Annotated in this window: 22 protein-coding genes and 1 other annotated feature; of the genes, 2 read left to right on the top strand and 20 right to left on the bottom strand. The window is 45.3% G+C overall.

The genetic code is table 11. The features are described 5' to 3' along the window. Positions 1–7: 7 nt before the first annotated feature. The 9 genes from nifK to B5Y67_RS23440 form a co-directional block, all read right to left on the bottom strand. A complete protein-coding gene (gene nifK / locus B5Y67_RS23400) occupies positions 8–1,435 on the bottom strand; it encodes a nitrogenase molybdenum-iron protein subunit beta (protein WP_088228783.1) in 1,428 nt (475 codons plus the stop codon). Positions 1,436–1,449: 14 nt separating this feature from the next. Further along, entirely contained in the window at positions 1,450–2,886 is a 1,437-nt protein-coding gene (gene nifD, locus B5Y67_RS23405) for a nitrogenase molybdenum-iron protein alpha chain (protein WP_170932788.1), read from the bottom strand. Between the two features lie 36 nt (positions 2,887–2,922). Beyond that, on the bottom strand, positions 2,923–3,750 hold the full coding sequence (gene nifH / locus B5Y67_RS23410; protein ID WP_088228785.1) for a nitrogenase iron protein: 828 nt from the start codon (positions 3,748–3,750) through the stop codon (positions 2,923–2,925). Between the two features lie 206 nt (positions 3,751–3,956). Continuing rightward, entirely contained in the window at positions 3,957–4,340 is a 384-nt protein-coding gene (locus B5Y67_RS23415; RefSeq protein WP_088228786.1) for a P-II family nitrogen regulator, read from the bottom strand. A gap of 3 nt (positions 4,341–4,343) precedes the next feature. Next, entirely contained in the window at positions 4,344–4,661 is a 318-nt protein-coding gene (locus B5Y67_RS23420; RefSeq protein WP_088228787.1) for a P-II family nitrogen regulator, read from the bottom strand. Between the two features lie 498 nt (positions 4,662–5,159). Continuing rightward, positions 5,160–5,588, bottom strand: coding sequence for a HutP family protein (locus B5Y67_RS23425; RefSeq protein WP_088228788.1), 429 nt, complete (start codon positions 5,586–5,588; stop codon positions 5,160–5,162). Positions 5,589–5,828: 240 nt separating this feature from the next. Next, positions 5,829–7,400, bottom strand: a complete 1,572-nt coding sequence (gene murJ, locus B5Y67_RS23430; protein WP_088228789.1) for a murein biosynthesis integral membrane protein MurJ — start codon at positions 7,398–7,400, stop codon at positions 5,829–5,831. Positions 7,401–7,626: 226 nt separating this feature from the next. Then, on the bottom strand, positions 7,627–8,730 hold the full coding sequence (locus B5Y67_RS23435) for a stage II sporulation protein P (RefSeq protein ID WP_088228790.1): 1,104 nt from the start codon (positions 8,728–8,730) through the stop codon (positions 7,627–7,629). 107 nt (positions 8,731–8,837) lie between these two features. Beyond that, positions 8,838–9,167, bottom strand: coding sequence for a phage holin family protein (locus B5Y67_RS23440; RefSeq protein ID WP_088228791.1), 330 nt, complete (start codon positions 9,165–9,167; stop codon positions 8,838–8,840). A 192-nt stretch (positions 9,168–9,359) separates the two neighbouring features. On the opposite strand from B5Y67_RS23440, the gene rpsT reads away from it, so the two are divergent. Then, a complete protein-coding gene (gene rpsT, locus B5Y67_RS23445) occupies positions 9,360–9,632 on the top strand; it encodes a 30S ribosomal protein S20 (RefSeq protein WP_088228792.1) in 273 nt (90 codons plus the stop codon). 94 nt (positions 9,633–9,726) lie between these two features. Here the strand turns inward: rpsT and holA are convergent, their stop codons facing one another. From holA to B5Y67_RS23470, 6 genes are all read right to left on the bottom strand, one after another. Beyond that, the gene (holA, locus tag B5Y67_RS23450) at positions 9,727–10,725 is read right to left on the bottom strand and encodes a DNA polymerase III subunit delta (protein ID WP_088228793.1); all 999 of its coding nucleotides are present in this window, start codon (positions 10,723–10,725) and stop codon (positions 9,727–9,729) included. A 204-nt stretch (positions 10,726–10,929) separates the two neighbouring features. Then, a complete protein-coding gene (locus B5Y67_RS23455; protein ID WP_088228794.1) occupies positions 10,930–13,434 on the bottom strand; it encodes a DNA internalization-related competence protein ComEC/Rec2 in 2,505 nt (834 codons plus the stop codon). Further along, complete coding sequence (locus B5Y67_RS23460; RefSeq protein WP_088228795.1) at positions 13,431–14,090, bottom strand: ComEA family DNA-binding protein; 660 nt, start codon at positions 14,088–14,090, stop codon at positions 13,431–13,433. The genes B5Y67_RS23455 and B5Y67_RS23460 overlap by 4 nt, the downstream gene beginning before the upstream one ends. 726 nt (positions 14,091–14,816) lie before the next feature. After that, positions 14,817–15,131: a hypothetical protein gene (locus B5Y67_RS25090; RefSeq protein ID WP_170932789.1), complete on the bottom strand. Its 315-nt coding sequence runs from the start codon at positions 15,129–15,131 to the stop codon at positions 14,817–14,819. Further along, complete coding sequence (locus B5Y67_RS23465) at positions 15,097–16,422, bottom strand: PhoH family protein (RefSeq protein ID WP_088229064.1); 1,326 nt, start codon at positions 16,420–16,422, stop codon at positions 15,097–15,099. The genes B5Y67_RS25090 and B5Y67_RS23465 overlap by 35 nt, the downstream gene beginning before the upstream one ends. 219 nt (positions 16,423–16,641) lie before the next feature. Beyond that, positions 16,642–17,349: an ion channel gene (locus B5Y67_RS23470; protein ID WP_088228796.1), complete on the bottom strand. Its 708-nt coding sequence runs from the start codon at positions 17,347–17,349 to the stop codon at positions 16,642–16,644. Between the two features lie 119 nt (positions 17,350–17,468). Between B5Y67_RS23470 and B5Y67_RS23475 the strand changes: the two genes are divergently transcribed. Further along, entirely contained in the window at positions 17,469–17,789 is a 321-nt protein-coding gene (locus tag B5Y67_RS23475) for an AbrB/MazE/SpoVT family DNA-binding domain-containing protein (protein ID WP_088228797.1), read from the top strand. Positions 17,790–17,810: 21 nt separating this feature from the next. Here B5Y67_RS23475 and leuS read toward each other — a convergent pair whose 3' ends face one another. From leuS to nadD, 5 genes are all read right to left on the bottom strand, one after another. After that, entirely contained in the window at positions 17,811–20,315 is a 2,505-nt protein-coding gene (gene leuS, locus B5Y67_RS23480) for a leucine--tRNA ligase (protein ID WP_088228798.1), read from the bottom strand. Positions 20,316–20,365: 50 nt separating this feature from the next. Continuing rightward, positions 20,366–20,564 (bottom strand) — a binding site (T-box leader). 101 nt (positions 20,565–20,665) lie between these two features. Continuing rightward, positions 20,666–21,022 carry a ribosome silencing factor gene (gene rsfS / locus B5Y67_RS23485; protein ID WP_088228799.1) on the bottom strand — a complete coding sequence of 119 codons (357 nt, stop codon included), beginning with the start codon at positions 21,020–21,022 and terminating at the stop codon, positions 20,666–20,668. Next, positions 21,012–21,593, bottom strand: coding sequence for a bis(5'-nucleosyl)-tetraphosphatase (symmetrical) YqeK (gene yqeK / locus B5Y67_RS23490; protein WP_170932790.1), 582 nt, complete (start codon positions 21,591–21,593; stop codon positions 21,012–21,014). Before yqeK ends, rsfS begins: the two co-directional genes overlap by 11 nt. Before the next feature lie 257 nt (positions 21,594–21,850). After that, a complete protein-coding gene (locus tag B5Y67_RS23495; protein ID WP_348982318.1) occupies positions 21,851–22,099 on the bottom strand; it encodes an RNA-binding protein in 249 nt (82 codons plus the stop codon). Between the two features lie 73 nt (positions 22,100–22,172). After that, on the bottom strand, positions 22,173–22,775 hold the full coding sequence (gene nadD, locus B5Y67_RS23500) for a nicotinate-nucleotide adenylyltransferase (RefSeq protein ID WP_088228800.1): 603 nt from the start codon (positions 22,773–22,775) through the stop codon (positions 22,173–22,175). Positions 22,776–23,549: the final 774 nt, after the last annotated feature.

Below are 23,549 nucleotides of genomic sequence, written 5' to 3' on the forward strand. Positions count from 1 at the left end.
AACGCATCTAACGCATTAATTCAAAATAAGTATCTGTGGAATTCCTGTCCTTTTCCTCCAGAAAGGTGTTGGCAATCATGGTAATCAGATTAATAACTCCGTTATAACCAATGATCGGATAGCGGTGGAGATTCACCCGGTCATAAATGGGCAGGCCGATGCGAATTAAGGGAATATCAGCATCGCGGGCTGCATATTTGCCGTGGCCGTCGCCGATCAACATGTCAACCGGTTCCGTCACCAACAAAGACCGCAGGTGCCAGAGATCTTTGCCGGGATAGAGTGTCGCGCCTTGACCATAGGGACTGGAAGCAAGCAGCTTCTCCATCGCCTTTTTAAAGGCGGGGGTGGAGTTGGTGCAAACGATATGAACAGGCTCTCCGCCCATTTCCAAGAGGAAGGAGACGATTCCGATCAGAATATCCGGATCACCAAAGAGAGCAAACTTCTTGCCATGAATATATTGATGAGCATCTGTCATAGCATCGACAGCACGCCCTCGCTCACGGGTAATTTCCTCGGGAACATCCTGGCCCGTGAACTTGGCGATGGCTTCAATGAATCTGTCCGTTCCCCCAACACCGATAGGCATGGGAATCGTTTCGACGGGGACTCCTTTACCTTCCAAGTACTTACTGGTCGCCGGAGTGGAATAAGACTGTAAACATAAATAACTCTTGGCATTTAAGGATTCCTTCATTTCCTGTATGGGGGTTCCTCCGGGGAAGAGCTCATAGGTGCCTAAATTCGGGGAATCTAAGACCTCGCTGTAATCGGGGATAAGGGTGAAGGGAGCACCCATGCTTTTGAGATAGCGCTTATATTCCCGAAGATTCGAAGGATAGGTATCAAATCCAGGGACAACATAGAGCCTATCGTTAAGTTTATCCTCCTCTCTCGGCTCACCCAAACAATCAATAAGACCTTTAAGCATGGAGTCATACCCCATAATGTGCGACCCCTTAAAGCTTGGGGTGTTGGCCAAAGCAACGGGAAATTCTTTGGGAATTGAACCTTGCTTTTTGGCATTCCCTAAATAAGCCTTAATATCATCGCCAATAACTTCAGCCATACAGCTGGTGAAAACCGCGATCAGTTGGGGCTTGTAAACGGTATATGCATTCTTCAAACCTTCATGAAAGTTATTCTGTCCGCCAAAAACAGCCGAGTCCTCAGTCATGGAATCAGATACCGCTGCTACCGGCTCCCGGAAATGCCGGGCCAAGGTGCTGCGGAAATAAGCGGCACATCCTTGAGAACCATGAACAAAAGGCAGACATCCTTCAATTCCCAGGGAACAAAGCAGGGCACCGAGGGGTTGGCAGGCTTTAGCCGGATTAATCACCAATTTTTCACGGGCAAAATTCTTTTCCCGATATTCCATCGTATTAAGCCAATCTTTTGTGACCTTAGTACAAGTCTCCATATGCGACATCCTTTCTGCCCAACTTATTTAGCCCAAGGAGCTTTAATTGATTTCCAGGTAGGGCTGTTAATGGCCATATCCATATCCCGGGCGAAAATGGGAAACCCTTGGTAACCATGATAAGGCCCTGAATAATCCCAGGAATGCATTTGCCGGAAAGGCAGACCCATCTTCTCAAAAACATATTTCTCTTTGATCCCTGATCCAACGAGATCAGGCTTAAGTCTATTAACAAATTCTTCAAGCTCATAGGCTGTCACATCATCATAAATGAGGGTCCCGTCTTTAATATTGGCCATAGTTTTGTCATAATCTTCGCCGTGGGCGAATTCGTAGCCCGTCCCGATAACCTCCATGCCCAAGTCCTCATAGGCTCCTACCACGTGTCTGGGGCGAAGCCCTCCTACATATAGCATGACCTTTTTCCCTTCCAAACGCGGGCGATAAGTCTCGACAACCTTCTGCATCTCTGCTTCATACTTTTCCAGAACGGCATGAGCCTTTTCCATAATGTAGTCATCAAACATGGCAGCAATTTTAAGAACCGATTCTCTGATCTTCGTCGGGCCGAAGAAGTTGAACTCCAGCCAGGGAGTGCCGTAAGTTTCCTCCATGTGACGGGCCATATAATTCATACTGCGATAACAGTGAATTAAATTCAGCTTGACAAGATGCCCGTTTTGCAGCATTTCCACAGTAGAATCCCCGGTCCAGATATTAACAACGTTTAAGCCGATTTCTTCCAGAATTTTTTTACTGGCCCAAGCATCGCCGCCGATATTGTAATCCCCGATAATCCCGACATCGTAGGGACCGACGTCTCGTTTCGGACCTTTGCCAATGAGATGATCGCGGATGGCGTCATTGGCAATATGATGACCCAGCGACTGACTGATGCCCCTAAATCCCTCACAGCGAACGGGAATGACCGGCATCTTCAGCTTCTCAGTCATGCGCCGCGCCACGCTCTCAATGTCATCACCGATCAGCCCTACAGGACATTCCGAGAGGACAGAAACCCCTTTGGTATTGGGAAATAGCTCCACAACCTCTTCAATAACTTTCTCCAGCTTTTTGTCGCCGCCGTAGATAATATCGCTCTCCTGAAAGTCTGTGGTGAATAAAAAAGGAACAAAGTTGTCAACGCCGATCTCACCTTCCGCCAGATTCCTGCGGTTAGCCCAAGAGTAAAATCCGCACCCCACGGGCCCGTGGGAAATATGGGTAATGTCTTTTACCGGCCCCCAAACAACTCCCTTGGCTCCTGCATAGGCGCACCCCCGGGCAGTCATCAGCCCAGGAACTGTTTTGGCGTTCGATTTAACAGCACAGCTGGAACACTCATTATTTTCTTTGACGGTGATATGTTTTCTCCGATTCTTTTGGGCCTTCTCCGGATAAACCTCCAATACTTCCTCCACAACCTGTTTCCGGAAATCCGTTGTCTCTAATACGCTCATAAGGCTGTCCTCCCTTATTTCCATCGCTGCCCGTTATTACATTTCCATAATGCCGAATTCCATCATTAAGGCTTCTAATTCATCCATGCTGAGCGGAGTCGGGATGGTCAGCTCTGTATTATTCTCGATTTTTCTGGCCAATTCCCGATATTGATCTGCCTGAGGATGGCTGGGATTATATTGAATTACTGTTTGTTTGCGCACTTCAGCCCGCTGAACCTCATTATCCCGGGGCATAAAGTGAATCATTTGGGTATTTAACGCTTTAGCCAAGGCCTCAATCAATTCCTGTTCTTTGTCCACAACACGGCTGTTGCAGATCAAACCACCCAAACGCACCGTTCCGGTCAGGGCATATTTGAGAATCCCCTTCGAAATATTGTTGGCTGCATACATCGCCATCATCTCGCCGGAAGTTACAATATAAATCTCCTTTGCCTTATTTTCACGGATCGGCATAGCAAACCCGCCGCAAACAACGTCCCCTAAAACATCATAAAAAACATAATCGGTATCCGCGGTATAGGCTCCGTTTTCCTCCAGGAAGTTAATCGCCGTGATAACCCCTCGGCCTGCGCAGCCTACCCCTGGTTCCGGCCCCCCTGATTCCGAACAGCGAATACCTAAAAAACCTTCAACTAAAACATCTTCCAGTTCCAAATCTTCCACAGTCCCCCGCTCACGGGCCAAATCCATCACTGTCGTTTGAGCCTTGCTGTTGAGAATCAAGCGCGTGGAATCCGCTTTAGGGTCACAACCCACGACTGTGACTTTTCTTCCCATTTCAGCCAGAGCGACCACTGTATTTTGGGTGGTCGTTGATTTGCCGATACCACCTTTTCCGTAAATTGCAATTTGCCTCATGACAATACATCTCCTTTATCTCTAACCTTCCAACAGGAAATTTGCACCTTTTATCCTAACCGTTATTTTTCACCCTTCTCTAATGACTACTTGATTTAAACTCTTAACTCTTAACTCTTGACTCTTGACTCTTGATTTTTGACTCTTGATTTTTGACTTTACCTCTTAACGCTCGACTCTTGACCCCAGAACTGAACGCTTAATACTTAAACCACCGCTTCGCTTCCGGTTTCTCCGGTACGCACCCGCACAACTTCTTTCAGCGGACAGACGAAGATTTTTCCGTCTCCCATATGCCCCGTCTGGTTTGCTTTAATAATTAAATCCACAACCTCCTGAACCTGATCATCCTGTACCACGATGGTTAACAGCCGTTTGGGAATCCAGTGGAATTGGGACTCATCCGGGTGTACCTGATCAATCACATTATTCAATTCCGGATCAATCTCAGCGGCCCATCCTCCAATTCCACCTTGTTTGCCGCGGCCCTCGACGCTTTGAATGGTAAGGGCGGGAAATCCGGCATCTTCGAAGACTTTCTTAGTGGCGGGAACTTGATGCCGCCGTATAAATGTCATAATTTCTTTCATAAATTACAACCCCTTTGTTCCAGAACTTACGGTATAAGCCTCTTCCACTTCCGTCACAAAAATTTTTCCATCCCCCATGGTTCCCGTTTTTGCTTTTTCCAGGATAATGGAAATGGCCTCTTCCAGTTTGTAATCTTCGATCACTAACAACAGAAGCGTCTTGGGAAACTCATCGTAAACAACGTCGCCAATTCGGATTCCTTTCGTTCTGCCGCGCCCAAAGACATGCATTTTCGTTAAGGAAGGCATCCCTGCCTGAGCCAGGGACTCAGCGACCTCCTCCGTTTTATCCGGCCTGACAATTGCTCTAATCATTTTCATAGAAATCATCCTCCTTCAAGTTTTGGCTTCCGTGATTTTCTTGCTTAAGTCCGCTGAGACTTAGGTAAACGATCAATCGCATCACCTCCTGCAACGAATCTTCCGCGGCTAACACCCTTGGAATTGTGATGTAAACAAATATCCTTGAGATAAGTCTTTAGAAAAAGACAAAGAGAGCCCTAATTCTTAAAATTAAGGGCTCTCTAAAACACTTTACCGCTCCAAACCATTCCTTGATTTGGTGCCCGGTTATTCAATTATCCCAATAGTCTCTGGGCAAAATCACTGTTTCACTGTTTCTCTGCTACACTGTTACACAACTCAATACATTTTTAGAAAACCAAACATTTTAGACAACTACACATTTTACATACTCTTACACTCAGGATTTTTAAACAGACTCAGTCATAAGATTTCAGTTTCCCCAGTTTGAACCCATCTTTAATACATTCTCAAACTCTAAAGTCAATTCTTACTGAACAGGAAACCCTCTTAAAATCAAAGATGCATAAATCCCAAACCCACACGGGAATGTTCCAATAGAGGGTGTAAAGACGAGCGGCCGAAAATTGCTACCGCAATCCACTCCGTATCTGTTGTTAAACCGATTTTCAGGGCAAAACTGGCATTGCTGTTCGTATGAATAAAAATACTGTTGCTGGCTTCCAGCGTTGCATGGATCAGAGCGTGAATTTTACGGCCTTCTTTGGGAATTACTCCTGTGTTAAAAGCGGCCGAGATCACTGAATTAGTCAGTTTCCCCGTATGCTGCAGGGTCGAGACCGTTCCTCCAAGTTCAGTCACCCCGCAGCGAATACCTGTAGATTCCTGAAGAGCTTTCTTGAGCCTTTCTTCTTCCTCTCTCGTTTCAGTCATAGCTAAAAGGATCGCGGAACGTTCCAAGGAAGGCTTCGTTTTAACTTTCACAGAACATGCCCTCTCCCTTTAACGACAAAAAAAGCCGCCAGATATCATTAAGATATCTCGACGGCTCCATTGCCTATTCGTTAACTAATAATAGATATCATACCTAAGAATCAGGTTTTTGTCACAACTGATATGTATCTATTTTTGAGGAAATAGCGATATTTAACGAGCATTTCATAATGGCAGCGTTTAAATCCATTGATTTACTAAAAGTTTCGTTCACTAAAACAAATCATAGCCTTAATGGGCTCTCTTAAACCTCCGCTGCAGTAAGCCAACGGTCTGCTCAAACTCCTCCATTTTCAAGAGCTTTGCCGAAATGCCAAAGACTACAGCCCCCAGAACCGTGCCGGAAATCAAGACAATCAGCGAAGAAATAGTTTTTATCCCCAAAAACCGCGTTGTCCACTGGCTCCAAATCCAAATAACAAAGGCCATAAGCAGAGAAGAAAACAGCGTCTTTAAGCCGGTTATCAGCATACTTCTCCCATCCATTTTGCCCAATTTCTTACGCAGGACATAGAACAGCAACAACATATTGACAACAGCTGAGACCGTATCGGCCAGAGCAAGTCCTCCAGCAGCGAGAGGATGAACCAGCAAAAACATGCATAAAATATCAATGGCCATGGAAATCAGGCCCAAAATCACCGGTGTCCATGTATCCTGCAGCGCATAGAAAGCCCGGGGCAAAATCTGAATCACAGACTGAGCCGAAATTCCTAAACAGAAATAAAGCAGCGGGACTGTTGTCCGCGCTGTATCCTCAGCCGTAAAATGCCCGTGTTGAAAGAGTGCTCGTATGAGAGGAAAGCGCAGAACAATCATGCCTACGGAAACCGGAAGGGTAATAAAAACCACCATGCGGATCGTCCGGGAAATCGTTTCACGCAGACTGTCCCATTGCTTTAACGCTGCTTGCTCTGTCATCGTTGGGAAAGCGGCCACTGCAATTGCTAAAGCAAAGATGCCAACGGGCATTTGGAAGAGACGGGACGAATACCAAATAGCGGAAATACTTCCCGGAAAAAGAGTTGAGCCAAAGTTATTATTCACAGCAATCTGAATTTGATTTAAGGAATAACTCAAAATAATCGGCACAGCCAAGGCAGCAATCCGGCGCACACCGGGATGATGCCAATCAATAATAGGGTGATAACGTACCCCTACTTTACGCAGGGCGGGAATCTGGATCGCAAAATTGACCAAAGCACCGACAACTACCCCTACGGCAAACCCGGAAATACTTTCTGGTTTCGCTGGGTTCGCCAAGATTGTTCCAAAAAATATAACACTGGCATTGTAAAAAACTGTGCCTAAGGCCGAGGGCCAAAAGATTTTATAAGAATTCAGAACGCCCATCGTCAAGCCGCTAAAAGCCATAAACAAAGGCTGCATCAGCAAAATTCGCGTTAAGTGGGTTGTCATCGCAATATCTTTGGCTTGAAACCCCGGAACCATAAGCTTTAAGAACTCCGGTGTGAAAAAAAGCCCAAACAAGACGAATACCCCAAGAACAAGAAAAATGATATTCACAACAGAGCTGACGACACGCCAGCCCTCATCTTCGTTTCCTTGAGCAATATATTCGGAGAAAACAGGAATAAAAGCAGCACTCAAAACCCCGCCTACCAATAACCAATAGAGCAAGTCAGGGAGAATAAACGCCGTATTATAGGCATCCGTAACTCGACTCTGCCCAAAAAACCCTGCAATTAACGTTTCCCGCAAAAAACCTAGGAGTCGCGAAGCCATTTGCGCTGCCATTAAAAATCCGGCGGCTTTTAAAAGTGTACGGTTCGTTGATGACATCTCTAACCTCTTCTCCCCATCATCCTAGTCTTACCTTCCGCATTATAGCATTTTTCAGGGGATAAAGAAAACGGCAGTTAGTTGCACAGATGTAGAGAACGAAGACACTGTCTTCGCTCGAACTAACCCTTCTTGGGCCTCGAGTGAAAGCGCGTGCTTCCGCTTGCGGCATGTGAGTTAACAGTTCGATAAAAGCTAGAGTGATTCTTCCTTCGTATCCTTTAAGTTATCCTTTAGTCGCTCCCTTAAGATAATCCGCCAAAATATCAGCGACGGCTTCAGCTGTGCCGTTGGCTTCATCTAAAGTGTTGAGCTGGCTTCCAAATTCCAGCAATATGCCGCCGTTGGAAAGGTGTTGATTGTAGCGAGCATCGTCAGCGTAACTAATATTACCTATGAAAAGCCCGGGATATTTCTTATTCCCTAAAGCAATAAGTTCTTTAGCCAAAGCATCATTGATTTGCCAATGGGGATTTTTCTTGCCAATAACAACCATTGCCGGACTGACGTCTTTACCATTAACGCTGACTGTCTCTTTGGACACCCCCGGCGGGAAGCCATCCCGATGAAGGTCTATTAAGATTTTAATGGTTGGATAATCTTTAAGTAGTTTCGCTGCCGTATTAACAGAGCGGGAATATGCCGTCATAAAATTTTCTCCATCATGGATGGTTAAAGAATGAGCCGCTCCAATGCCATGTTGCTCTAAGGCCTTTTTCAAAGTCTCTCCTACCGTAACAACGTCTCCATTTTCTCCTTGCCTGCGGTCGGGACCTCCATCTCCGGAATAACATTCACTATTATGCGTATTGTAAATTCCTACAAGAACGTCCTTGGCTCCGGAGACCGGCGGCGCAGGAGTCGCAGCCGCATTATTATTCACTTTAGGAGGACTTTCAATAGGTTCCAGTATTGGTCCCTCAAACTCCGGATCTTTAGGATTATAAGCCCACCCCAACCAAGTCGGCCCTTCAGGGGGCGGAGAAAAATAACTAAGAAAAAATGTGCGAGGATCGGCAACATTAACACCTGTCAATAAATACATTCCTGTTGCTAAACTCTGACTCCTAACCTCATCTAAGCGTGCACGCTGCGGTTGAGAGTAGCCCGGAATTCCTTCCAACATGATCGCCTCAAAAGGAAAGGATTGCTGTGTTAAAAATTGGACAAATTGTACCGAACTTTCATTTTTAATGGAATATATAAAGCTTAGCAGGACGAGGCAGCTAACCAGGCCAAAAAACAATCCTCTAATCCATTCTTTAAATTTCCAGACCTTTACTTTTTTATTATTGTAATGATTATAATGATAATAATTTTCCCGCAACAAAGAACTTGTCCCCCTTTCTCCTATTGAAGAAATATGAGGGACAAGTCTTAAGTAGAACTAAAAAGTAATTCTGTTTAGACGTTTATCGTCTTGTTAGCCCCAAATAATTAACGGAGTGTTGTCGGTACAAAACTATCCACAATTCCAATAACCAGGGAAGCTAACAGAGCCCCAATAATGGAAACTGAAATGGAACCGGGAACGATAAACTGGCTCAAATAAATAACTACAGCTGCAGTTATAAAGCCAATAGAACCTCGTCCCATCCGTGAAACCTTGTTCCCAAAGGCCAATTCAACCAAATACCCTATAACAGCAATCACCACCGCTGCAATTAGGGCACCTGTGAAACCGGCGACTCGCAAGCCGGGAACAATATAGCTTACTAATAACAAAACCAAAGCAGATACGATAAACCTTACGATCATACCTATCATTGATAGACCCCTCCTTATTTATTTTCTCGCTTTTTTAAAAGCAATTTTAAACTACGAAACTAGTTTTAACAAAAAACAAGAAATTTATTTATTCCATTCTCATCCTAATTTACCTTGATAATTATAAATCAAAATGTTAAAATGTAGTTTGTGTACAACTGAGGATATCGCAACCAAAGGGGGTGACTATTAGTGCCAAACATTAAATCTGCCATCAAAAGAGTCGAGTTGGGAAAAGCTCGCATGATTAAGAATGCTGCTGCGAAATCAGCTTTACGTACGACCATTCGACGTTTTGAAGAGTCAATCAGCACAGATTCTGAGACTGCAGCACTCGCTTTGAAAAAGGCTACTCGTGCTTTGGATAAAGCCTCCTCCAAGGGTTTAATTCATAAGAACCTGGCAGCTCGCAAAAAGTCCCGTCTGACTAAGAGATTCAAAACCCAATTTTCTAAAGTAGGTTAAGTTTATATTTCTTACGATGACACAAAAAGAGAGCGACGATTAATCGTCGCTTTCTTTTTGCGTTTTTTTCGCCTCGAAAAATAATTTGCATTTTTTACTCGCAAAATTTCACAATCATGACTTCCAATAAAAGCCCTGAATCCCCGCCGCTTGTTTTAAGGGCCAGATCTGTCTTCAAACATTCTTGCAGCCCTCGGGTTAATTTCTCCGTCGAGAGATGAAGGGATTGCTGCCATAACTTTTGAGCTTCAAAGGGTGAAATCCCCAAAGAAGAAGGAGCCTCAGAAACACTTCCGCCCCGTTCTCGTAAAGCATTACAGCCTAAGAGCAGCCGTACTTGACGAACCAGCAATGTTAGCACCTTCAGTGGATGTTCCTTGCGCAGAACTTCATGCAAGGCCATAATTGCCTCCTTGACGGAGCGCTTCGCCACCGCATCAAGAAGTTGAAAGACACTCGCCTCAATGGTTTGGGTCGTCACTGCTTTAAAGTCGTCTACTGTGATCGTCTTCCGATCTCCCGTATAAATCTCAAGTTTATCTAATTCTCGGCTTAGGACACCCGTATTGTGCCCGGCCCATTCAATAAATTGAGAAACGGTCTGACGACTCATTGTTTTTCCGCGAAGTTTTACTTCATCTTGAAGCCATTCAATCCATTCCTGCGGTCGTTTGGGAGAGCGAAACTCCAGAATTTCCCCGGCTCGGTCGAGAGCCTTATAAAGCTTCCTCCCTTTATGGACATTTTCCGCCAGAAACAGAAGACAAGTCGAAGGATTAGGATTCGTGAGATAGCCCAGCAAAGGCTCGAGATCAGCAGTCTGTCCGTCTTGAAAATAAGTAACTTCTTCAACCACAACTAAACGATTGGCAAAAAAAGACATAGAATTAGCCGCTTCACAAATATCACCAGGAGCAACAGTCTTCGCCGAAACACGCTCGATCCCGCTCCCGGAAGGATCTGTCTGAAGATAGAAGGACTTAAGAACATCATAGGCCTCTTGCATTAAAAAACGGTCTTCACCATACCATAAACAAACGGGTGGAATCTTACCCTTTGCAACACTCGCCTTAACTTGCTCAATTTCTTTCATGAAATCCACCCCCCCTTTGCTCATTTTAATCGAGACCTCAAAAAAAAGCCAGATTTTACTCCTCAGACTTGTACGAAAAAAAGCCCTCCACGACTCATGATCGCGAAGGGGCAAAAGAAAGAGGAGGAGAAAAGAGATGTTCCTTGTTATTCTTACCCAATATTTCCTTTTTATACATAAAAGTCTGGCTCAGGAGAACTTTTTTCACGATGCTTGTCTGCCAGGAATAATTTCTATCGTTCCTGCCTTAAATATAACTTTTAACGTACCCTGCTCATCCGTGCGATATACCGGAATATGACGATCATCCCAGTACTGCAAAACCTCAGGAGCCGGATGGCCAAAAGTATTTTTACCAACTGAAATAATCACAGCACTTGGATGGAGCCTATCAAGCCAGGGTTTGTCCAGAGAAAAACGGCTTCCATGGTGAGGCTCCTTGAAAACGTCTGCTTCAAAAGTCTCTCCCGCAGCTGCGATCTCTTCCATTTCTTCTTGCTCCATATCCCCAGTTAAAAATACCTTCTGTCCTGAATAATTGAGCATCATCACCAAAGAATTATTGTTGGGATCCGAATGAGTGTTAGCAAGCACTTCTTGGGGGCCAAAAACCTCCAAGAAAGCTCCGGAATCCAACTCAATACGATCTCCCCTTTGTAATGTCTTCAATGCTGGGGAATGGTCAGTCAAACCTGCAGGAAGTCCCCCTTCCCATTCTTCATTCTCTAAACGCTCTCCCACGTTGGGTACCCCAATCCAATCAGTAGGAATCACATTTAAGACGGCTCGAATTCCCCCGATGTGATCCTGATCTTCATGAGTAATCAATACAGCATCTAAATGACCGATTCCCCTTTGCAGTAAATAGGGCAAAACGATCCGCTCCCCAGTATCAAAACTCTGACTGCGCGGACCGGCATCAATTAAGAGGGCATGTTTTTCAGGAGTTCGAATTAAGATAGAATCGCCTTGTCCTACATCAATCAAATCCACTTCCAACTCCTTTGAAAAATTCCAAGGACTCCAAAGCAGAACGAACATGAGCAAAAGACCGCTAAAACTCCAAAAATATAAACGTTGTCTTTTAACTGCTAAACCGCTTTGAGAAATACCTTCACGCAAAGCCCTTAATCCATGACTAATTTCAGCGCATCGCAACGTCATAAGCTTTGGTGCGGCCGCTTCCAGTCGTCGTTTCAAAAGGAGCAACCCGACATTAAAACTAAAAAACGTCCGCTCCTTTCCCCAGAGAAGAACACCAATAGTTCCGTACCAGACCAAGCCAAAAAGCGGTCCCGGACTAACAATCCAGACATCTGCCCAAGGAACGCCGGCCAGTACCTTCAAAACCTCGTTCGCCCCGCCCAAAAGCCAGAGACTAACCTGGAAAAACGGAGCACACAGACGCCAGGAGAATGAGGCAATAACTCCAATCAAGCCTATCTCCAGCACACTCCCTAGCAGAAAAAGAATCAGCACATTGGCCAGGAACCCAATGAGAGACAAACGGTGAAAAGCCGCAATGAGCAGAGGCAGCGTAGCCACTTGAGCCCCTATGGTGCTTGCCAAAACCGTTCGCAATAAAGCAGGAACCCGTTGCAAGCAAGCTGTTTGCAAAAACCTGGGCACAAGAACGGCCAACCCCCAGGCCGCACTAAAAGACAGCTGAAAGCCAAGATCCCGAATCAGCAAAGGATTAAGGATAAATAACCCAACCCCGCTAAAAAACAACCAGCGAAGAGCTGCCACCCGTCCCCGGCCAAAACGTCCTAAAAGAACAGCAACTCCTAAGACAGTTGCCCGGATAATGGGAGCATTTCCCCCGCATAAAGCACCATAAAGAATCAGAGCCAGAATTGACCCAATAATCCGCAGCCGTTTCGGCAGGAAACCCAAAACCAGCCAAGCCAATCCCATGACAAAAGCAACATTTGATCCCGAGGCGGCAAAAACATGCAGAACACCAGTCACCTTATAACGCTCTTGGATTTCAGACGGAATATGACTGGAATCACCAAAGAAAATCCCCTCGAGAACTCCAGTTTCCTGAGGATCCCATGATTCTAGCCGTCTATGAACGTTTTGGCGTATTTTCCAAGTCAAAGACGGCTCTCCAAGAGCAACCAGCTTAGCATCCCCCTGCGCTGTCAACGTTCCGCTAAGCCCCCTGACCGCATTGTACAAGCGCAAATCAAAACCACCCGGTGTACCTACCGGCTTCGGTCTCTCCAAACGGCCAAAAAATTCAACCCGATCTCCCGGCTGAACCCTTTGCCATTGTCCAGCTACTTTCCCCTCTTTATCCGCATAGACAACTAAGCGATAAGACTGACCTCCCAGCTCTTCCCTTAGCTCACCGTTCGCCACAGCCCTTTCAACCAAGAGTACCCCGACGCTCTTATCACTCCCCACATCCCAATCCCTGAGAGTCCCGGTGATTTCAACCCTATTTAAAGTCAGCGGCTCCAAAAGCATTCTATCAGCCAAAGCCCCATACATATAACCCAACAAAAGAGTAACAGCCAACAGCAAGAACTCCGGCCGATAAACTTTGCCCAAAAAATCACGGGGCCGCCAAAAAAAGACCAAGCGCAGCCCCAATAAGCAGAGAACACCAAACATCCAAAAGCGCAGAGACTCAGGCGTCAAAGCAGCGCAAAGCCCCCCGCCTAATAGAGCAGCCGAACGTCCAACCCAGTGATCTCTCATGGCCCTACCGTTACTTGCGCAGCCATTTTTTCATAGGTCTTCGCACCAATACCCGAAACATTCTGCAGATCTTCCGGCTGGGAAAAGAGCCCATGCTCCGTCCGATACTGAACAATCCTCCCTGCCAAGGCCGGTCCCACACCAGGCAGCTTGTCCAGCTCAGTAACCCCGGCCGTATTAATATTTATCTTACCCTCAGCAGACCCCGCACTAACCTTCCCCGTACTCATCCCCCCGGCGCTCACCGCACCACCACTTCCGGAAACCTCACCCGCCCCCTTCGTCACACTACCGTTTTCCGTACTGCCTCCCGTCGAGGAATTTCCGACACCTCCGTTTAACGAAGCAGAAAGATTCTTATAATGCACCGTAATCTTCTGCCCATCCTTGAGCCGTTCTGCCGGATTCATACTCTCCAAATTAGCCTCCGGCAAAAGATGAACCTGTTTCAAAGCATCATCCAAACGTGCATCCGGCGCTAAATGAACAAGCCCCGGGGTTTCAACGGCTCCGGCAACGTAAACTATAATTTCGCGGTTGGCAGCAGATTTTTGCAAATAGGCATTTGTGCCATGAGGCAAAAACAGCTTCCAGATGGCTAAAACCACCAGCACAAAAAGGACAAACCACCAAACCTTGCGCAGCTTACGCTCCATACACCGTACCCCCATTCATGTTACCGACGGTTACCATTAGTTCTGTTCTCATATCTTCTAAAACGGCATAATTCCCGCTCTAACTCAACAACAAGTCCCAAGCCCTTAAAAACGATAAATCGAAGCATGCAACTCCTATTTGATTTTGTTTTCGGTAAATTCCTTCTTTTTCCTGCTGCAAAGTAGTTCTTATCCTGTCGAATCAGATTGCTTTAAGGAATGTTGAAGAATTAGGATCATGAAATAAGAAAGACGGTGCACCTTAAAGTACCGTCTCCTAAAATCACCTTATAAGACTATCCTCACCGTTCCTCGACCCCCTAGCCAGGGACGCAGTGTCAGACAGCGCGAGATCTTTACGTAAGCAGAATAAAACAATCGTTTATTATAACCCCAAATGACGGTGCACCTCTTGGTGCCGTCTCCCAAATCACCTTATAAGACTATCCTCACCGTTCCTCGACCCCCTAAGCCAGGGACGTAGTGTCAGCCAGCGCGAGGTCTTTACGTAAGCAGAATAAAACCACCGTGTATGAGAACCCCACATAACCGCGCACCTCCGGATGGCGCCTCCACAATCACCTTATAACACAATCCGCACCGTTCCTCGACCCCCTAACCCAGCGACGCAGTGTCAGGCAGCGCGAGGTCTTTACGTAAGCAGACTAAAACAATCGTTTATTATAACCCCAAATGACGGTGCACCTCTTGGTGCCGTCTCCCAAATCACCTTATAAGACTATCCTCACCGTTCCTCGACCCCCTAAGCCAGGGACGCAGTGTCAGGCAGCGCGAGGTCTTTACGTAAGCAGTCAGCAAACTCCGTGAAAGCGACTTGACCCCAAACACGGGGCGGCGCACAGGACGTGCACCGCCGCCATAGCGCCAAGGATGGCGCTTATGGCGGGAACCCCGCTCCCCAAAGCAAGTCGCTTGAACGGTTAGTTTGCTCTGCGTCGTATGCACCGAGCGAGGCCTGACACAAGTCCCCTCACAAGTCCCCCCTCTAAAGCAAGCTCGCCGCCCTTGTCGCCAAATCACTCCGCTCCCCATGAATCAACCGCACCTGGCCATAGAACGGCTGCCCCTTCAGTCGGGAGGCAATATACGCCAACCCATTACTTTCCCTATCCAAATACGGATGATCAATCTGATCCGTATCCCCGCAAAGAACAATTTTCGTCCCCTCACCGGCACGCGTTATAATCGTCTTAACCTCATGGGCCGTCAGATTCTGGGCCTCATCAATAATCAAAAATTGATTAGGAATACTCCGTCCCCGAATATATGTGAGCACTTCAATTTCCAACTGCTTTTTCTTAATCAGCAGATCAATGGCACTCTCCACAATAGACTCGCCGTTTCGCTCCCGTTCCTTATCCCGCTTTGACCTTAACAAAAACTCCAGATTGTCATAAATAGGCTGCATATAGGGACGTACCTTTTGTTCCTTTTCCCCGGGAAGAAAACCAATATCTTTGCCAAAAGGAATTATTGGCCGGGCACAAAGCAGCCGAACATATTTCTCAGCATGAACCGTCTGTTCCAAACCACTCGCTAAAGCAAGCAGAGTCTTCCCCGTCCCCGCCGGACCCATCAGATTGACCAACTTTATTTCCGGATTGTGGAGCATCTCCAAAGCCCAGGACTGTTCCATATTTTTGGGCCGAATATCCCAGGAAGCCCGTCCTTGCCCCAGGCAATAAATAAGCTTATTGCCATCAGGCGACGCAACAAGCGGGAGGATACAATGATCACTCAAAACCGTCTTAATACAGCCATTGGCTGGTAAAGGCTCTTGCCAATAAATAAAGTTATTCCGGTATAGTTCATCGATCTGCTTATCTTCCAGGGATACAGTCAAAACTTCATCCGTAATCTGAGTCATAGCCACCTTGTCATTATAATAATCCTCCGTCAAAATTCCCAAAGCATCAGCTTTAACACGCATAGCAATATCCTTCGTAACCAATATCACGCTGCGCTCATCCTCATGGGCCAAACTTAAGGAAACTGCCAAAATTCTATTATCCGCTAAACCCATATCGGACTTAAGCGGAAGAATTTCCTTTGAATAATGATTAAGTTCAATTCGAATTATTCCCCCGCCCGGTAAAGGGACTCCTTGAGAAAGCTGACCGGAATTCCGCAAATAATCCAGATTTCGAACAGCCTCCCGAGCCGCTCGGCCAACATTATCCTGCTGACGTTTTTTGCCTTCGATTTCCTCTAAAACAACAAACGGAATAATGACCTCATTATCCTGGAATTGAAAAATCGCTCTCGGGTCATGCAATAATACACTTGAATCGAGCACATAGACCTTTTGCAAACTAACACATCCTTTTTGCCCCTCTTCTAATAACATATTCCATAACTTCCCAAATATCTTTAAAAATCCATTACTGCATGTAAACTTATCTCATTTAATCTATATTCCATAATGAAATAACCATGACCGGCATACAGAAACCAACAAAAAAAGTCATGCTCTGAAAAAGCATGACAAAAATTCTTATCCATCACAGGTACATCTATAATTCCACACGTTTTAGGGATCAGCAAAAAAGACGATCCCCATTGTAAAGATATATATAAAGAATAGAACTTCGAGAGTTACTAAAATCCTTGAGGCATTACTTATTGGCGAAAAGTCTCCCATGCTTGCAGTAGCAAACGTTGTAATACTAAAATAGACAAAAGTAAATAATTCGGAGACAATGTCATTTCCGAAATTGCTTCCTGTAAAACTTCCTGGAACCATGTGATATTCAAGGTCATAAGCAACTGCAAAATAAATTAGCAAAAGAGTAATGGCTGAGACCGTAGGAATAAATCCACTAAGCAAATGCCCGTTAGTACTTGTTAACACCTTAAACACATAGTAAGAAACACCCGCAGTTGCGACTATCGAATAAATAACGACTACAGCTGAGCCTACCGGAGTATTTTGAGGCTCAGGATATCCTTTAAAACCCTCATTATCGTTCTCATCATTCCATTGCTTATGGTTTACCATAAGCAGCAATAAGATCGCAGCTCCATCCCCAACAGCCGCGGGCAGCAAAGGCCAAATTTCAGCAACTGCAATATCTCGTTCCGATAATCCGCCAGACTCATGTTCAGGTTTTGGGAAAGGCTTAGAATAGGTGAAGGATCCCTCTCCCTCCTCGACATTTGGTGAACTTATAGGGCATGGATGTGGCGGATACCAAATATGCGGAGGCCATTGACCCTTTACTTTATCCTGCTGACCCATTCCATCACCTCCTCATGACACCATATTATTCCAAACAGTCCATTTCTGTGTTACTTATCCCTAACGTCCACGAAAAAAGACGGCGCACATTTATCAACGGGTTAACCTAGTAATGAATTATAGCGAAACAACTTCTTTCTGGAAAGTTAACAAGCAAAGGACAAATGACTATTCCAGTAGAATTGAGAACTCTTTTAAAACTAAATGAAGGAGATAGATTAGTCTTCATCTTAGATGAAAAAGAAGGAATTATTGAAGTCCAGCCTAAAACCAAGAAGTCAGTTCGAGGGGCTACGGGGACACTCGGCCATCCATGGCCTTCGGACGTGCGCCGCCGCCATAGCGCCATGAATGGCGCTTATGGTGGGAACCCCGCTCCCCAAAGCAAGTCGCTTGAACGGCTAGTTTGCTCTGCGTCGTATGCACTGAGCGAGGCCTGACACAAGTCCCCTCAAGTCCCCCTATTTAACCACCAAATTCACCAATTTCCCAGGCACCGTAATCACCTTAACAACAGTTTTCCCTTGGGTCCATTCAACCACTTTCGGCTGAGAAACAACGATCTTTTCCAACTCCGCAGCCGATATCTCAGCGGGAACCTGAATCCGATCCCGAACCTTCCCATTGACCTGCAGAACAACCGTCACTTCATCCTGAACAAGGGCTTTTTCATCTGCCTCTGGCCATGGCTGTTCATGAATACTGTTCGTATGCCCAATGCCTTGCCAGAGTTCCTCCGTAATATGCGGCGCAAAAGGAGCCAGAAGAAGGAGAATTCCTTCAATAGCCTCTCTGCCGACTAAAGCATTGGCCGTTGGCTGCTCCTTATAGAGATAGAGAGCGTTGACCCACTCCATAATCGTACTGATGGCAGTATTAAAGTTATAGCGCGTGCCAACATCCACTGTCACTCTCTGGATCGCCAAGTGAGTTTGCCGTCTCATCTCTTTGCCTGCCGAATCCAGATTAGCCCACTCTTTTTCCAAATCAGCCTTAGACGAAGGAACCTTTCTCGTCTCCTTAATAATAGACTCATATTGAGCAACTAAGCGCCAAATCCGATTGAGGAAGCGATAGCACCCTTCAACCCCCTGATCGCTCCATTCCAGATCTCTTTCCGGCGGAGCGGCGAAAAGAATAAATAATCTCGCTGTATCGGCGCCATATTTTCCGATAATGGCCTCGGGGCTGACGATATTCCCCTTCGATTTGGACATTTTCGAACCGTCCATACAAACCATGCCTTGAGTCAGTAAGTTTTGGAAGGGTTCGTTAGCTTTCAGATAACCAAAATCCCGCAGGCCTTTGGTAAAGAAGCGAGCGTATAAAAGGTGAAGAATAGCATGTTCAACCCCGCCCACATACTGGTCAACATTCATCCACTGATCCACAGCATCCTTAGTAAAAGGTGCCTCAGTATTTCGAGGATCGGTATATCTGAGGAAATACCAGGAGGAACAAGCAAAGGTATCCATGGTATCTGTTTCACGGTGCGCAGGACCGCCGCACTTCGGACACGTCGTTTCTATAAAGGACTTCGAAGTCGCCAAAGGATTTTCTCCCGTTTTAAACACCACATCTTCAGGGAGCATTACCGGCAGCTGCTCTTCCGGGACAGGAACAGTACCACAAGCTTCACAATATACCATCGGAATCGGTGCACCCCAATACCGCTGTCGGGATATGAGCCAGTCACGCAAGCGGAAATTGACCTTGCGCTGGCCAACACCACAACGCTCTACTTCATCAGCAATCTTATCCCAGCCCTCGTCACTGCTCAGACCGTCAAAGGAACCGGAATTAACCAGAATACCATCGTCCGTATAAGCAGCTTTAAGGGGGTTGTCCTTCTCGCCAGGCTCACTATCGTTAGGCACAATGACTGTTTTAATGGGTAATTGATACTTCGTGGCAAACTCAAAGTCCCGTTCATCGTGGGCAGGAACTCCCATAACCGCACCAGTGCCATATTCCACAAGAACATAATTGGCAATCCAAATAGGCAGCTTCTCACCGCTTAAGGGATTGAGGCAATAAGCCCCGATAAACAAGCCTTCTTTTTCAGCTTCTGTCGAGGTTCGAGCGATTTCATTCAACCCGTTCATTTTATTGATGAAGGCCAAAACGTCAGCCTCATACTTCGTTCCCTTCACTAATTCCAGAACCAGGGGATGTTCAGGCGCTAGAACAACATAACTTACTCCGAACAGAGTATCAACGCGAGTTGTATAAACCGAAAATTTCTCTGATCGCCCCTCTAAAGCAAATTGAACCTCGACACCTTCCGAACGCCCAATCCAATTGCGCTGCATGGTTTTAACCTTCTCAGGCCAGCCGGGCAGATCATCCAAATCCCGCAGCAGAGTCTCAGCATAATCCGTAATTTTGAAAAACCACTGTTCGAGGTTTTTCTTCGTCACAGGCGTATCACACCGCTCACAGGCCCCGTCGACAACTTGCTCATTTGCTAAAACCGTGGTGCAGGAAGGACACCAATTAACCGCAGCCTTTTTCTTATACACCAAGCCATGCTTATAAAACTCCAAAAACATCCACTGTGTCCACTTGTAATATCCCGGATGGCAAGTTGCAACTTCCCGATCCCAATCATAGGAAAGCCCCATTCCCTTAAGCTGGCGCTGCATGTTGGCAATGTTTTTCCAAGTCCAATCTGCCGGTGGAGTCTGGTGCTTAATGGCAGCATTTTCTGCAGGCAAGCCAAAAGAGTCCCAGCCAATGGGATGAAGAACATTAAAACCCTGCATCCGCTTAAAACGGGCTATAACATCAGCAATGGAATAGTTTCTCACATGACCCATATGCAAATCCCCGGAGGGATAAGGGAACATGGCTAAAGCATAATACTTTGGCTTGTCGGAAGATTCTTCTGTCTTATAAGCCTTTTCTTCCAGCCATTTCTTCTGCCACTTGGGTTCAATTTCTATAAACGAATATTTCTCTTGCATTAAAACCTTCCCCCTTATTATTTACGGCTTATAGCAAAAATCCCCCCGTCCCAAGGGACGAGAGGCCTGCTCCCGTGATACCACCCAAATTCCTAAATACACTCAAAGATTGTAACGGTTCTCACCGATGTTCATTATTACCTGAACACAGCTCCAGGACGAGTTCCAACAATCCCCTTCAACGGCTTTCACCAACCGCCGCTTCTCTGAAGAAGGGTTTCGAGTACTATTCCCTATCACAGCTTTTAATTATAGAAGTCGTTTTTCCTTAGTGAACTCGTATGGGAGCCACTCCCACTTGTAGAAGTGGGAGTCTTACGATCGGATAAAAAATACTTTTTTAAAAACCCTTAAACCAAACTGGCGAAAGAAACCTCCTGAGCATCCTTCCAAAGGCGCTCAAGCTGGTAAAACTCACGTTGTTCCGGAGTCATGATATGTATGACCAAGTCCCCGCCGCAATCCATCAAAACCCACTTAGCATCAGGCAATCCTTCAACGTGCATTACTGAAATTCCGATCTCTGGCAATTTTTCCTCCAAGTGATTCGTGATCGCTTTCACCTGGATTGATGAATTTCCCGTCACGATCAGACAATAATCTGTAACCATAGAAATTCCCTTTAGGTTGAGAAGGGTAAGATCACCACCCTTTTTATCTTCGGCCAGATGAACAACTTCGGTGAGTTTTTTTTGATCAAGTTCCAATAGATATCCTCCTTTTCAAATCATCATAGGTTAGTTGCGTTAAAGGATGAATTGGATGGTTGCTTTCCTTTAAATATAGTAAAGTGCCTTCAACACAGTCAAACGTACCCTTTTCTAAATCATCATACAGGGATTGACGCAACTTGTCCACTTCCGGAAAAGTTCGGCCTGGTTCTGTTAAATCAGCGCTGTAAATCAGCATCTCTAAGGGGGACATTCCTGGTCTCCCTAAAGTATGACTGGCAATTGCCGCCAACAAGTCTTTATCCTCAACCTTAAAATAATGTTCCAGCCAATAGGCCGAAAGACGGCCGTGCAAAACATAAGGATACTTCTCATCTTCGGGGTATTCCAGCAGATTCCAATAGCGTGCTAAACCCACCTGTACCTTTGCTGGAAGTTCCTTTGCCAAATCATGAGCTAACCCCGCACATCGTGCTTTCACAGGATCGACCCCGTGGCGTTTGGCTAACATTTCCGCGTGATCAGCAACGCCCAAAGTATGCTTGAACCTTGACTCTGAAATCATATGCCTGGCAAGACTCATTACCTCTTCAACCTGCAGCTCCACGTTCCCGCTCCCCCTTAAACGCCAATTATCTATCTCTTTTGCATTATCTTACATTCTATCAATTTAGGCCATCAACTGCAAAATTTTTTATAAATTAACCTTAATTTTAGTATTGTCCGTGATCTGTGACTTAAAACATTAACGTAAGTATGATTGCTCAACAAGAGGTACAGGAAGCAGTTGAAATATATTTAGTCATTTTAGAAGGGAGACCCCCACAAGCATGTCAGAGGGCCTCCCTTCCAGTCCGCGGGATATTACATTTGTTTCGGTTTAGCTTCATTCACCGTTAGAGGTCTTCCGCCAAAATCTTTGCCATTTAACTCCTGCGTCATACGTTCAGCGTCCTCTTCGCCAACCTCAATAAATCCAAATCCTCTGGAGCGGCCTGTCTCACGATCAGTAATAATTCGGCTGCTTTCCACATGGCCATAGGTAGAGAAGAATTCCCCGAGTTCATCCGCTGTAGTATTCCACGGGAGATTTCCGACGTATAGAGTTGTCATTATAATACTCACCTCTTTGATATTGATTCATTTTTAGTATGGTCAAATCCCAGCAGAGTATGTAATGACAAGTTCACCGATAAAGATTTTTTTGCTCAATAAACAAACGTACCGCTTCGGGCAGTAAATAGCGAATAGGTTTTTGTTGTTTTACCCGCATTCTAATATCCGTAGAAGAAATCGCCAGAGCCGGGACTTCCAAATAATGAATTTTATCAACAATTTCCGGATGGTCCTGTCGTACAGACTGCAAAAAATCTTTAGCATCGAAGCCGGGGCGGGCTGCCCCAATAAATTGAATCATGGTCAAAATCTCTTCAGCCTCCCGCCAAGAAAAAATCTCACGCAGGGCATCTGTTCCCGTAATAAAATACAGCTCATGCTCAGGCCAAATTTTGCTCAAAAGACGCAGTGTCTCCACCGTATAGGAAGGCCCCTGACGCTCAATTTCCATGGCAGAACATTCGAAGGCTGGATTGTCTTTAATAGCGCGTTCAACCATTTCCAAGCGGGATTTCCCCGCCGAAATATCGAGCCGGTCTTTGTGAGGCGGTATCCCCGTTGGGATAAATAAAACCTTACTCAGATTAAATTCACTGCGCGCCATTTCTGCAGCAACTAAATGTCCATAATGGATGGGATCGAAGGTTCCACCCATAACGCCAATTTTTACCATAATTTCCTCTATACCCCATGATTATAATTTATTTGTTTCAGTTAAAAAAACATTAGTGATAGATCCTAGGTCCCTTTTCCCATTAAGTTTTCTATAGATAAACTTTCATCATTAGATAATGACATCGTTATTTTACCTCAAAATACTATAATCGAAAACTCATTCGCACTTAAAATGATTATTTAAATTTTTGAAGCATTAAGAGTTCTAACAACTCAATAAATTTTTATTAGCACCTTCCTATGGGCTTCCGATTTACAGCCACGGAATATCTAATCAAGAATCGGCAGTACTATGTTTAAACAAAGGAATCCCTACATGCCGGTTTCCTGGGGGATCTTTTCTAAGAGTTTTAAGGAAGCATAACTTTTTCAAAACAAAAATTTATACGCATTGATGGTAGTTATAACTTACCATTACTTGTAATTATTAGAGACGGCGAAGTGACACTATTTGTAACCCTGTTATGTTAAATTTCACTTTCTTAGGTGACAGCATCCTTATTAAATGCTGGACGCCCCCTAGGAAATAATTTGTAGCTTCCGACATGAAATCGAAAGAAAGATAGGCTATTATCCGTTAATGAAAGGGAGGATTGTTTATAATTAGTTAACTGGTGTAAAAAATCAAGATGCCAGTATATGGATAACCTGAAGTTATATGAAAATCCCCATCCACCATATCGACTACTTGAAATAAGATTACTTATAACATACACATTATAATTAAAAGAAACTACTAGAAGAAGAATAGTCTAGCAGTTTCTTTTATTTT

Source organism: Desulfosporosinus sp. FKB (assembly GCF_002196705.1).
GTDB lineage: Bacteria > Bacillota > Desulfitobacteriia > Desulfitobacteriales > Desulfitobacteriaceae > Desulfosporosinus.

What these genes read in the sequence shown, in the direction of transcription:
- B5Y67_RS23415 (WP_088228786.1), bottom strand. Translation starts at nt 4,340, where the DNA reads ATGAAAGAAATTATGACATTTATACGGCGGCATCAAGTTCCCGCCACT.
- nifH (WP_088228785.1), bottom strand. Translation starts at nt 3,750, where the DNA reads ATGAGGCAAATTGCAATTTACGGAAAAGGTGGTATCGGCAAATCAACG.
- B5Y67_RS23470 (WP_088228796.1), bottom strand. Translation starts at nt 17,349, where the DNA reads ATGGGTCAGCAGGATAAAGTAAAGGGTCAATGGCCTCCGCATATTTGG.
- B5Y67_RS23420 (WP_088228787.1), bottom strand. Translation starts at nt 4,661, where the DNA reads ATGAAAATGATTAGAGCAATTGTCAGGCCGGATAAAACGGAGGAGGTC.
- nifK (WP_088228783.1), bottom strand. Translation starts at nt 1,435, where the DNA reads ATGTCGCATATGGAGACTTGTACTAAGGTCACAAAAGATTGGCTTAAT.
- nadD (WP_088228800.1), bottom strand. Translation starts at nt 22,775, where the DNA reads ATGGTAAAAATTGGCGTTATGGGTGGAACCTTCGATCCCATCCATTAT.
- B5Y67_RS23495 (WP_348982318.1), bottom strand. Translation starts at nt 22,099, where the DNA reads ATGACAACTCTATACGTCGGAAATCTCCCGTGGAATACTACAGCGGAT.
- murJ (WP_088228789.1), bottom strand. Translation starts at nt 7,400, where the DNA reads ATGTCATCAACGAACCGTACACTTTTAAAAGCCGCCGGATTTTTAATG.
- B5Y67_RS23460 (WP_088228795.1), bottom strand. Translation starts at nt 14,090, where the DNA reads ATGGAGCGTAAGCTGCGCAAGGTTTGGTGGTTTGTCCTTTTTGTGCTG.
- nifD (WP_170932788.1), bottom strand. Translation starts at nt 2,886, where the DNA reads ATGAGCGTATTAGAGACAACGGATTTCCGGAAACAGGTTGTGGAGGAA.
- B5Y67_RS23455 (WP_088228794.1), bottom strand. Translation starts at nt 13,434, where the DNA reads ATGAGAGATCACTGGGTTGGACGTTCGGCTGCTCTATTAGGCGGGGGG.
- leuS (WP_088228798.1), bottom strand. Translation starts at nt 20,315, where the DNA reads ATGCAAGAGAAATATTCGTTTATAGAAATTGAACCCAAGTGGCAGAAG.
- B5Y67_RS23440 (WP_088228791.1), bottom strand. Translation starts at nt 9,167, where the DNA reads ATGATAGGTATGATCGTAAGGTTTATCGTATCTGCTTTGGTTTTGTTA.
- holA (WP_088228793.1), bottom strand. Translation starts at nt 10,725, where the DNA reads ATGAAAGAAATTGAGCAAGTTAAGGCGAGTGTTGCAAAGGGTAAGATT.